This window comes from Chryseobacterium sp. SIMBA_029, from assembly GCF_046535275.1.
Taxonomy (GTDB): domain Bacteria; phylum Bacteroidota; class Bacteroidia; order Flavobacteriales; family Weeksellaceae; genus Chryseobacterium.
Genome location: NZ_JAWRXA010000005.1, coordinates 291,333 through 303,361, shown reverse-complemented (window position 1 = coordinate 303,361; position 12,029 = coordinate 291,333). Strand labels below are relative to the sequence as shown.

Here is a 12,029-nt window from a genome sequence, read left to right as displayed (position 1 = left end):
TTTTCGGAGGTTTTTTTGTGAAATAATTTACACATTTAGTTCATTTTTAAATAAAGGATAGACCTGCAATAGAACAATGGCAGCCGGTACCGCTTGAAGAAAGGCCAAAATGTAGGCTTTTGAAGTTACAGCCAATACAATTCCTGCTCCTACCGCTGAAAAGCATACCAATGCAATTAATGCATAACCTACTGCCGTGTTTTTAGATAAATAACGAAGTCCTGCAATTCCTCCTAAAGCTAAAAACAAATTATAGAAACCCTGATTGATAAAAAGCTTTTTCAGGACCAAAGCATGCATAGAATAACTCAGATCAGCAGGCGGATTGTTGAACATATCAAGGAGTATAGTATACACCAACGGCTTCATCCAAAAAATAGCTTCCAGAATGAAGAACAGTAAAAAATCGATGATCACAAAGAGGAACAATGCTTTTGTAAAGCGGCTAAGAGGTTGATTCATATTGTTAATTATAAAATATAAAGATTCAATAATAGAGCCGGATAAGCAATGATAGCGAAAATTATCAGTATAGGATAATTTTATCCCTATACATAAGAGCAAGCAGTAATCTTGCCATCTAATTCCTTTGATGTGCCCGAGAAGATACATTTATAATTATATTTGTGATTCAAAAGATGATATAATGTATGAAAAAAAGATCCCTAAAGACCTGAGCTGTGGTTTAAACATTGCCATAGAAGTGATAGGTGGAAAATGGAAAGCTAATTTGTTGGCGAACATCAATAAAGGGATGAAACGCCCTTCTGAACTGCATAAATCCATCCCGCAGGCCTCTGCAAGAGTTTTGAATCAGCAGCTCTCCGAATTGGAATTTCATGGGATAATCACTAAGAAAATTTACAATGTTATACCTCCAAAATCTGAATATTCTCTTACTTCAGGAGGAGAAAGTCTGCTGGAAGTTTTGTATGCGATGAAAAACTGGGGCGAAGGATATAAAGAAACATTCCACAAGATTATTGAATACTAGAATTTCCAATACCTTATTTCAAAACATAGGTTATGAATGTTAAAAATTCCTTCTGTTGATCAGCAAAAAGATAATGGGAACAATTGTCTATGATTTTGAAATTTTCTTTTCCCGTTATATTTTTCATGTCATTTAATTGTTTCCTGGAAAAGATCCCATCGTCTTTCCCATACACAGCAAAAATGGGAATTCCTTTCTTTTTGATACTCTTTAAAATTCCTTTATTATCCAGGTTGTTCTGAGTTTCGTTTTGATAAAATTTAATAGGAGAATCGGGATTTCTGTAATTGTTTTTATACAGATCACTTGCTTCATACACAGCCCTTAACTGCTTACTTTTCGTTGTAGGATGAGGCATGGTGAAAAGATTCATGTCACTTGCGGTTTCATAGCATCTCTTCCTGTAAGCAGCAGAATTTTTGTTTAATTTTTCAGTCTCTGCAACCTGCTGGAACTTTGAAGAATCATTTTTAAACCGTTCTTTAGCCTGTTTCAAAATATGATCATAGGTTTCCTGCTGGGAAAATAAAGCTCCGGCGAGGATGAGAGCGTGTACTTTTTCCGGATATTGATGGGTAAAAAGCGTAGCCATAATTCCTCCAAAACTGTGACTTAAAATCGTTGCTTTTTTTATCTGGTATTTTTGATACAGCTGTAAAAGATCTTCAAAACTTTCTTTAAAAGTCATGGTAGCATTTTCATCTTTCGAGCGCCCTTCACCGCGCCTGTCATATACAATGACATAAAATCCTTTGTCTGCTAATTGCTGCGCTGCAGTAGACTCAAATAAAGTGGAATTTCCACCAGGTCCACCATGGATAAAGATCACAGGAGGATTTTCTTTGTTTCCATAGTCTTTAGAGTATATGGTTTGTGCGCCAAGAACATTGAAGATTATAGTGCAAAGAAATAATAGGACTTTCATGCTGATTTTTGTTTTGCCAAAACTACTCATTTAAGATGTTCCGTCAAAATAACTACAAACACACTCAATTTGGCTACTTTTAAATCCCGGGTTCTCAGCAATTTTGCAGTATACAATATCATACAATGCAAAAAACAATTTTTATTACAGGCGCATCATCAGGATTGGGAAAGACAACAGCAAAATTATTCCACAGTAAAGGATGGAACGTTATTGCCACTATGAGAGATCCTGAATCGGAAACTGAATTAACCCAATTAAAAAATGTTTCGGTACTTAGGCTGGATGTCACAGACCCGAAAGAACTGGAAGACACCATTGCTCAGGTTTTGGCGGAAAATGAAGTGGATGTGGTTCTTAATAATGCCGGATACGGATTGATTGGACCACTGGAAGCTTTTACCGATGAACAGATTAAAAAGCAGATCGAAACCAATCTTATGGGAGTTATCCGCATTACCAAAGCTTTTACGCCCTATTTCAGACAAAGAAAAGAAGGGGTGCTCATCAATATTACTTCCAGTTTTGGACTCATTGGATTTCCTACCTGTTCGATTTACAGTGCAACAAAATTTGCGGTAGACGGCTTCTCAGAATGTATGGGATATGAGCTGGCAGAGTTTGGGGTTAGAGTGAAGGTTGTGGCACCGGGAGGAATTCAGACTGATTTTGCAGGACGTTCTCTGGATGGAGCCCAACATGAAGGCTACAGCCGTTTAATGGAAAAGGTTCAGGAAGGATACAGCCCGGAGAAAATTGCAGATTATTCGAAACCGGAAATCATTGCTGAAGTAATCTATCAGGCAGCCACAGACGGAAAAGATCAGCTGAGGTATGTAGCCGGTAAAGATGCTGTTGCTTTATACAAAGAGCGGAATACAATAGGCGCAGAAAGACATGTACAGAAAATAAAATCTCAATTTTTATTGTAACAGGAACGCTAACAATACTTTATTCTCATTCATTATTACATACGAATTCAATAATTCTCACCAATCCATCTTATCTTTGTTCTATGAAAATGCCAAAACTGCCTCTTCATTTCCGTTCATTATCAGCACTTCATGAAGCGATGGGGAAACCTGTGCCGCAGCATCCCCTCATCAGTATTATGGATTATGGAGAAATCCGTTTTAATCCGGCTAGCTTTGAGCATGGAATGAAAACTGATTTTTATAAAATATCCTTTAAAACAAAATTCAATGGAAAGATCAGATACGGACAGGGATATTATGATTTTCAGGAAGGCGGAATGTCTTTCATTGCACCGGGACAGGTCTTAAAGGTTGATTACGAAGAAGCAGCTCATGACGGGATGTCATTACACATCCACCCGGATTTTTTAAGATCTTATCCTTTACTGGCAAAAATAAAAAAATACGGATTCTTCTCATATTCCGCAGCAGAAGCTCTGTATCTTTCGGAAAAAGAAAAAAATAGTATTCTGACTATTTTTGAAAATATCCAGAATGAACTGAACGAAAGAATAGATCCTTTCAGCCAGGATGTTGTGATTTCTCAGATCGAACTGCTGCTTACCTACAGCAACCGTTTTTATAACAGACAGTTTATCACAAGAAAAGCCGTAAATAATGATCTGCTTTCTAAACTGGAAGATACTCTGAATGCTTTTTTCGATAAAGAAAAAGGAGTAGAGGGGCTGCCTACAGTAGAATACGTTGCTTCGCAGTTAAATCTCACTCCAAGATATCTTAGCGATATGCTCAGGCATCACACCGGGCAGAATGCACAGCATCACATTCATGATAAACTGATTGAAAAAGCGAAAGAATATCTGTCTGAATCTCAACTTTCGGTGGCTGAAACGGCCTATCAGCTGGGTTTCGAGCATCCACAGTCTTTCAGTAAATTATTTAAAAAGAAGACGACACTTACCCCGAACGCATTTAAGCAATCTTTTCAAAAATAAAGTACAATCAGGATAAATTCATCTTGATAAATGAATATTTATTATTCGCGTATCTATTTTCTTACTAAATAAATCATTACAGATAATCGACTGTCAATCATAGAGGTTAATTCAATATATTTGTTTTGTTGAATACGAATAACGATGATGATGAAGAAACTTTTGAGCTTCTTTATATTTTAATTCAAAATTTCTTCAAAATTGAATCAATACATTAGCAGAATGAAACATTCATGTTTCATCAGAATTTAAATACAATAGCATTAAACTGATGAAAATCCTGATTATTGAAGACGAAACCGAACTGGCCAAAAGCATTTCTGAATATCTTTCAGGAGAAAATTATTTGTGCGAGTTTGCACCGACTTTCAAAGAAGCGATGGATAAAATTGAAACGTACGAATATGACTGCATTCTACTAGACATCATGCTTCCGGACGGAAATGGACTTACCATTTTAGAAGAATTAAAAAAACAGAATAAGCAGGACGGAGTTATTATTATTTCAGCTAAAAATGCTTTGGATGATAAGATTAACGGCCTACAATTAGGTGCTGATGACTATCTTACGAAACCTTTTCACCTCTCGGAGCTAATGGCAAGGATTTATTCTATCATTCGCAGAAAACAGTTTAACAACTCTAATGTGGTCAAACAAAATGAACTGCAGATTGATCTCCTGGCGAAGACTGTGACTATTAACAATCAGACTATTGTGCTCACCAAAAAAGAATTTGACCTGTTGATTTATTTTGTGGGTAATAGAAACAAAGTGATCTCTAAAAGTACATTAGCAGAACATCTTTCCGGCGATTTTGCCGATATGCTGGATAACCACGATTTTGTATATGCCCACGTAAAAAATCTCAAGAAAAAACTCTATGATGCCGGCTGTGACCATTATCTGAAAACGGTATATGGAACGGGATATAAGTGGGAAGTGAAGGGGAGTGGTTGATGGTTTTTGGTTGACTGTTGATGTTGTTTAGTTTTTAGTTTTTGGTGTTTAGCTTATAGTTGATGGGTTGAGAGTGATGGAATGAATACTTTTTTCTAAGTATGAAATTTTAACTTCCAAAATACGATAGACAGCAAATAAGCACCAATAAATGGTAATTTCCAATAAAATAACAGCAGCTATGCAAAAAACACAAAAAAACAGTATAAAAATTATAACAACATCATAAATTAGCATCCCATAACCAAACACTAAAAACTAAACACCAAAAAACCAACACTCGCCAACTAAATTGAAGCCGCTTTTAAGTAAAACCACCAAGCCATTTATCATCTATGTCCTTATTATTTTGGCCATTAGTATTCCCGTATATTATGTGGTGGTGGATACGATTTGGAAAGGTGAGCTGGATGAGCACAATGTAACGATCACAGAAAAAACAGCGTATGAATTCAATCATCTGAAACTTTCTGATCAGGAACTGGAAAAAAGCATCGCACTCTGGAATCAGATTCAACCTGGAACGGATATTGAAAAAATGCCGGCCAATAGTTTAAAAGGAGATCAGTTTTTTACCGTTGAAAAACAGAAAACATTTGGCTCCAAGCCGGAAATAGAACGGTACAGATGTTTAAAGAAAATTATCTATATTCATCATGTTCCTTATCTTTTTACTGTTGAAACCAATATAGAAGAATCTCAGGAAACCGTTGCTGCCATTGCCATGATAACGATTTTCTTCTTTATCCTTATTGTAATCGGGCTGCTGTTTTTAAACAAAAAACTTTCGGCTTCCATCTGGAGACCTTTCCGGAATACCTTAGACAGCCTTAAAACATTTAATCTTAATAACCAGACTAAAATTGAGTTTGCCACAACGGATGTTACAGAATTTGAAGAGCTTAACCAATCTTTACAAACCTTAATAGAACATACCGTTTCCGTATACAAAACGCAAAAAGAATTTACCGAAAATGCTTCCCATGAACTGCAGACTCCTTTGGCAATTCTTAAAAACAAACTCGATATTTTATTACAGACTGAAGATCTTACCGAAAAACAATACCGGATTGCTGAGGAAATGAATAAGGCTTTAACCAGAAGTGCAAGAATCAATAAAAACCTTTTGCTGCTGGCGAAAATTGATAATAATCAATTTGATAATTCGGAAACCATTCGGTTTGATACATTACTCCGGCAAAGCATGGAAACGGTACAGGAACATTTTGATCAAAAGAATATTACCGTTCATGAATATATAACATCCGATATTCAGGTAAACGGAAACAGCAGTTTAACAGAAGTTCTGATCAATAATCTGATCTTAAATGCCATCCGGCATACGTCATGCGATGGATCTATTTCAGTGAAATTAACAGATTCCGTGTTTGAAGTCGCCAATTCCGGAACAGAACAGCTGAATACAGATCTGCTGTTCAAAAGATTTTCGAAACTGTCGTCGGATAACAGCGGAAGCGGTTTGGGACTGGCCATTATCAGTGAGATATGCAAATTTCATCACTGGACCATTTACTATAAATTTGAAAATCAGTTACATATTTTTTCAGTAACCATTTAATATTCATACTTTTATTATGGTGGAATTAAAATCATGATCCGATGAAATCATTTATTGACCGTTTAAATCAGTGGGACACAGAGTTTTTTCTTTATATCAATGGAAAACACAATGCTGTGTTTGATATTATTATGTATTGGGCAAGCGATAAATGGTTTTGGGTCCCTTTTTATGCTCTTTTGTTATTTTTTTTAATTAAAATTTATAAAAAGGCGAGTGTTTATGTTCTGTTGGCCATCGGGATCACCATTACTTTATCCGACAGGATCGCTTCAGGTTTGATTAAAAATACTGTTTTGCGTTTACGCCCGTCTCATAGGCAATCACTAATTCCACTGATTCATTTAAGCAAAGCCGGGCCAGGTGGATCTTATGGCTTTGTTTCCTCCCACAGTGCCAATGCATTTGGTTTGCTTACCTTTCTTTTCCTGCTGTTGCCCACTAAATACAACGGATTGAAAATAATATTGCTGATTTGGGCTTTGCTGGTATCATACAGCAGAATATATAATGGAGTTCATTATCCGTTTGATATTCTCGGCGGTGCAGTGGTGGGGATTGTTTCCGGATGTTGTATTGGACTATTATTTCAGACTGTTTTTAAAAACAACAAGAATTTTAAATCGTAAATTGAATACATATTGAAAATAATAAGAAAGGTTGATGAACAGAATCAGCTTTTTTTCATATATCGGTTTACAAATAATTAATATATGATCTCTGCTGATCGACCTACAATTCAAAATTAATTCAGAATTGAGGCCCATTTTTGTGGCTTAATAATAATCACGGTGAAACAATTATCAATTCTTTTGGCTTTGCTAGCTACCCTGTTAGTGAATGCACAAATTACAGACTCAGGAACACTCAATGGTAAAGCAGCTGACTCCTTAGCAGGAAATAAAATTAAAGCATTGGAAGGAGTTACTATTGTTGCTAAAAAAGCAGTGGTGGAAAATAAAATTGATAAAATAGTTTACAATGTAGCCAATGATTTGACGTCTCAAAATGGAGCTGCAATTGATGTCTTAAAAAAAGTACCGCAAGTAACTGTTGATGCCGACGGAAATGTAGAATTACAGGGAAATCCTAATGTACGGTTTCTGATCAACGGAAAACCTTCAAGCATATTTGGAAACAGCCTTGCCGACGCGCTGGCTTCCATTCCTGCGAGTCAAATTAAAAGTATTGAAGCGGTCACCAGTCCCGGAGCAAAATATGATGCGCAGGGAACAGGAGGTGTTATTAATATCATTCTGAATGAAAGCAAAGTGAAAGGCATCAACGGAACAGTAAATGCATCTGTAGGGACACGTTTTGAAACTGGTTCCGTTAACCTGAATTTCAGAAATAATAATTTCAGTCTGAATACTTTTTTCAGTGGAAATGCCCAATTGAAATCCCGAACCCCTTCATCTCAGGACAGAATTTCCCATGATCCTTCATCACAAACCCGTTTATTACAGGACGGCTACACCGATTTTCAAAGACATGGTTACCGTACCGGTTTAGGATTTGAATGGTCAATTAATAAAACCAATATAGTAAGCGGCTCAGTTTCTTACAATGATTTTGCTAATAAAAGCATCGGTTTGATCAATCAGGAGCAATATATCACGGATTTTTCTAATGGAGGTGAGCAGTCGATTATTGGTTACAGAAATTCTGATAACCGGTCTTCTGTACATTCCATTGACGGAAATATCAGCTACAGAAAAACTTTTAAAAAAGAAGGGCAGGAGCTCACAGCAGATTATTTGGTAAGCTATGGTTCCCCAAAAAGTAATTATTTGCAGACGCAGAGTGTATCGGGTGCATCATCACCTTACAGCGGGATTTCGGGAAGCAATCCGGGAACGGATACCAGTCATACCTTATCAATAGATTATGTACAGCCGGTCAATGAAAATGTTACCCTTGAAATGGGGGCAAAAACCATTCTTCAGCATATTACGAATACAACTGATGTGAGTGTTTTAGATGCTTTGTCAGAACAATATGCAGCAGATCCTTTTCAGTCGTACCGTTTGAAATATGATATGGGAATTTACGCAGCCTATTTTTCCTCCTCACTGAAATTATTCAATTGGCTGGATGTAAGGGCAGGTGCGCGTTACGAATACACCACCGTAAAGATCGATTTCCAGAATACCAGTATACCTTCTTACAGTTTGTTGGTGCCTTCCTTAATCTTATCTCATCAATTTGATAAAGGACAAACCCTGAAATTGGCCTATACAAGAAGAGTCGAAAGACCCGAATATTCTGAAGTAAATCCATTTTTAAACTTCAGTGATCCACATAACATTACCACCGGAAATCCAAGATTAAAACCGGAAATAGGAGATAATATGGAATTGGGATATACTAAAAATTTCACCAGTGGGGCAACAGTTTCATTAACCCTTACAGAGCGGATCAACAGCCAGGATTTAAAGCAAATAACCACTTTTTATCCGGTCTACACCGTAAATGGTACGGAGTATGCAAACGTATCCCTGACCACCAGACAAAATATAGGAAAAGAATACAATTCCGGAGGTATCGTGTCCGGTTCCATTCCTTTACTGAATAATAAATTGAATATACGCGGGAATATGATGATTTTCCACCGGTACATTGTAAGTGATATTTATGTTGGAAATCTGGATATGGGGATGCGCTACCGGTTAAACTTAAATATAAATTACCAGTTTCCAAAAGATTTTATCGTGGAAGCTTTTGGAAATTATAATTCTGCGGCGAAAAATATTCAGGGTAAAAATCCGCAGTCCATTACTTACAGTATTGCCGCGAGAAAACAGTTCTGGAATAAAAAAGCAAGTATTGGTTTTACCGCAACGAATCCGTTTAATCAATATATCAAACAGGTAACGACTGTTAATACCAATGATTACAGCTCCTATTCAGTACGTCAGCTGCCGCTTCGATCTTTTGGGATCAGTTTCAGCTACAAATTTGGAAAAATGGACTTTAAAAAAGAAAAAGATATCAGCAATGATTATCTGAATGAGGCTTCACAGGGAAACTAAGTTTACCATCATTCAGAATTAATAAATTACAGTAAGAATAATGATGTACCTATGAAATTAATTACATTTCTTCAGACCAATGAAAGGCTTTTATTCCGTTCCGCACTTGCCACACTTTTAATAGCATTCATCGTGTTAAGCTTTTTTGTGCTCCTTATACCCCCGAAATATTTAGATATTCATATTTCAGAAGAAATACAGGAAAAACAAACGCCGATTCTTAATACCATCATGATTTGGATAAGTTGGTTTGGCAGAACACCCGTATCCATTGTAATGGTGGGAATAACTTCACTTTTCTTTCTGATACGGGGATATAAAAAAGAAGCTGTGCTGGTTGTTTCAACACTTCTTTCCGGGATTTTAGGGTTAGCTTTTAAAATGCTGATCAACAGACCACGTCCCTCCAAAGATTTGGTGATTCTTTTGGAAGATACCAAATACCAGAGTTTTCCCAGTGGGCATGTTTTATTTTATACCGTATTTTTCGGATCATTAATCTTGATTATTCTTCACTTAAAAAAGATATCCTACAAGATCAGAATATTCCTCATTACTACCTGTCTTTCTATGATTTTCTTCGGCGCAGTTTCCAGGGTTTATCTCGGAGCGCATTGGTTTACTGATGTGTTGGGCGGGTTTATCTTAGGGATTTTATGCGTATTGATCATGGGCTATTTCTACGTTAAAAATGATAGGAGTATTTCTGAAAGTAAAAATTGATCATTCAAAATTTCTTCTAAATCAGGTTGCACTTTTGTACGGAAAATACAATGAAGTGTAACCTTTTTATTTAGAACATGATCTTAAAAATTGTCCTTTTGTTCTCTGGAACAATTGTAGCTTTTTGGATAAGTGCGATTTATGGAGGTGGAGCAAGCCTTATCTTAATCCTGATATTAAATCTATTATTACCAAGTTCCGTGGTTCCTTTTTCATTAACCATCGTACGGAGCGATGGTCGTTTCCGGAATTACTTTGTTGGTAGGAACTTCTGATAAAATTATTAAACAGGACAAAATTGCTTTTGCGTCGGTTCAGAATAATGTCAAAAAAGAATCTGTGATTTCCTGGAGAAATACGGATTTAGTTTTGGAATATACTTTTGATGACGGTCTGGAAATAGAAAGAGCAATTAATTCTGAGGAATTGCCGCTTCATCTTAAAGAAAAATACAACCAACTTAAAAAAGAATACAATATCATTTATATCGAAAAAGTCTTTGTTTTCAGGAAAAAACCAAGCTATGAGTTTTACTGTTACAAAAATAATCAGCTCACAAAAATTGAGATGCAGTAATTCAGAATTTCTACAGAATCAGGTCTCATCTTTAGCATATAATTTACAGAATATGGTTACTTTTCGTACATATCTCATTCGTGGTTTATTGTTTTTAATTTTTGGCTTTTTAAAGACAAATGCTCAATCAAAAAATACATTGTCTTATTTCCTTGAAACGGCAAAAACGAACAGCCCTGCTTTAAATGATTTCAATAATCAGGTACTATCAAATCGTATTGACAGTTTAAAACTAAGAGCAACTTACGGATTCATTATTACAGGAGAAGGAACTGCGGGATATTCTCCCAATAGTAAAGGTTGGGGATACGACAGCGCGCTGACAAACGGACAATCACTTTTTGCAGGTGTAAGAGTTGCCAAAGAATTCATCAGCCGTAATAATCTGAATACTCGTCTTACAGGTATTAATGCAAGTATTTCACAGGTTTTAGCCCAGAAAAACATCAGTCTTCAAACACTTAATAAACAGATTACAGACCAATATATTGCGACTTATGCGAGCCAACAACAGTATAATGTAAGTAAAGAAATTATTCATTTATTGAATCAGGAAGATATTGTGTTGAAAAAATTAACTCAAGCTGCTGTTTTCAAACAAACGGATTATCTTACTTTTAAAGTTACCCTTCAACAAAACGAACTCACATTACAACAACAAAAAGCCGATTGGCAGAATAATTATGCTTTACTCAATTACCTGTCGGGAATAGTAGATGACACTTTTGAACCTGTTGAAGCTCCTTCATTTAAGGAGACTCTTACTCCTGTTTCTTTTGACGAAAGTATGTACACAAAAGCTTTTCAGGCAGATAGTTTAAAATTAGCTAACGACGCCAAAATCATCCAATACGATTACAAACCAAAAATAACAGCATTTTCAGACAGCGGTTATCAGTCTTCGTTTACAACAACTCCGTATAAAAATTTTGGATTGAGTGTAGGAGTTGGTGTTACCATTCCGATTTATGATGGTCATCAGAAAAAAATGTTATTACAGCAAAATCAATTATCGCTGCAAACCCGCCAAAAATATCTTGAGCAGACCCAAAGACAATATCAGCAGCAGATTCTTCAAATCAATAATCAGATTGAGCAATATAATCAGATCATCAACACTGCAAACGAACAAACGACTTATGCCAAAACTTTGGCGGAAGCTAATGCCAAACAGCTTCCGACAGGCGATGTAAGAATGGTGGATTTTATTCTGTCCATTAATAATTTATTGAATTTAAAAGGAAATATCATTCAGTATAATACGACTTTATTCAACCTGAAAAACCAATTGCAATATTTAATCATTCAATAA

Annotated in this window: 12 protein-coding genes; 10 read left to right on the top strand and 2 right to left on the bottom strand. The window is 36.0% G+C overall.

Annotated features, from left to right (window positions below; genetic code table 11):
• Positions 1 to 27 precede the first annotated feature (27 nt).
• On the bottom strand, positions 28 to 462 hold the full coding sequence (locus SB679_RS11300) for a DUF1304 family protein (protein WP_410702403.1): 435 nt from the start codon (positions 460 to 462) through the stop codon (positions 28 to 30).
• A 184-nt stretch (positions 463 to 646) separates the two neighbouring features.
• On the opposite strand from SB679_RS11300, the gene SB679_RS11295 reads away from it, so the two are divergent.
• Positions 647 to 994: a winged helix-turn-helix transcriptional regulator gene (locus tag SB679_RS11295; RefSeq protein WP_410702402.1), complete on the top strand. Its 348-nt coding sequence runs from the start codon at positions 647 to 649 to the stop codon at positions 992 to 994.
• A 13-nt stretch (positions 995 to 1,007) separates the two neighbouring features.
• On the opposite strand, the gene SB679_RS11290 is transcribed toward SB679_RS11295, so the two are convergent.
• The gene (locus SB679_RS11290) at positions 1,008 to 1,919 is read right to left on the bottom strand and encodes an alpha/beta hydrolase (protein WP_410702400.1); all 912 of its coding nucleotides are present in this window, start codon (positions 1,917 to 1,919) and stop codon (positions 1,008 to 1,010) included.
• A gap of 125 nt (positions 1,920 to 2,044) precedes the next feature.
• Here SB679_RS11290 and SB679_RS11285 point away from each other — a divergent pair, with 125 nt between their 5' ends.
• From SB679_RS11285 to SB679_RS11245, 9 genes are all read left to right on the top strand, one after another.
• Complete coding sequence (locus SB679_RS11285; protein ID WP_410702399.1) at positions 2,045 to 2,851, top strand: SDR family oxidoreductase; 807 nt, start codon at positions 2,045 to 2,047, stop codon at positions 2,849 to 2,851.
• A gap of 83 nt (positions 2,852 to 2,934) precedes the next feature.
• Positions 2,935 to 3,849 carry a helix-turn-helix domain-containing protein gene (locus SB679_RS11280; protein WP_410702398.1) on the top strand — a complete coding sequence of 305 codons (915 nt, stop codon included), beginning with the start codon at positions 2,935 to 2,937 and terminating at the stop codon, positions 3,847 to 3,849.
• A gap of 271 nt (positions 3,850 to 4,120) precedes the next feature.
• Positions 4,121 to 4,807 carry a response regulator transcription factor gene (locus SB679_RS11275; RefSeq protein WP_410702397.1) on the top strand — a complete coding sequence of 229 codons (687 nt, stop codon included), beginning with the start codon at positions 4,121 to 4,123 and terminating at the stop codon, positions 4,805 to 4,807.
• Between the two features lie 292 nt (positions 4,808 to 5,099).
• Positions 5,100 to 6,386: a sensor histidine kinase gene (locus SB679_RS11270; RefSeq protein ID WP_410702396.1), complete on the top strand. Its 1,287-nt coding sequence runs from the start codon at positions 5,100 to 5,102 to the stop codon at positions 6,384 to 6,386.
• 41 nt (positions 6,387 to 6,427) lie between these two features.
• The gene (locus tag SB679_RS11265; RefSeq protein ID WP_410702395.1) at positions 6,428 to 7,015 is read left to right on the top strand and encodes a phosphatase PAP2 family protein; all 588 of its coding nucleotides are present in this window, start codon (positions 6,428 to 6,430) and stop codon (positions 7,013 to 7,015) included.
• Positions 7,016 to 7,177: 162 nt separating this feature from the next.
• Positions 7,178 to 9,418 (top strand): TonB-dependent receptor domain-containing protein, encoded by a 2,241-nt coding sequence (locus SB679_RS11260; RefSeq protein WP_410702394.1) that lies wholly within the window; start codon positions 7,178 to 7,180, stop codon positions 9,416 to 9,418.
• Positions 9,419 to 9,469: 51 nt separating this feature from the next.
• Entirely contained in the window at positions 9,470 to 10,141 is a 672-nt protein-coding gene (locus SB679_RS11255) for a phosphatase PAP2 family protein (RefSeq protein ID WP_410702393.1), read from the top strand.
• A gap of 234 nt (positions 10,142 to 10,375) precedes the next feature.
• Complete coding sequence (locus SB679_RS11250; protein ID WP_410702392.1) at positions 10,376 to 10,717, top strand: hypothetical protein; 342 nt, start codon at positions 10,376 to 10,378, stop codon at positions 10,715 to 10,717.
• A gap of 139 nt (positions 10,718 to 10,856) precedes the next feature.
• Positions 10,857 to 12,029, top strand: a complete 1,173-nt coding sequence (locus tag SB679_RS11245; protein WP_410702391.1) for a TolC family protein — start codon at positions 10,857 to 10,859, stop codon at positions 12,027 to 12,029.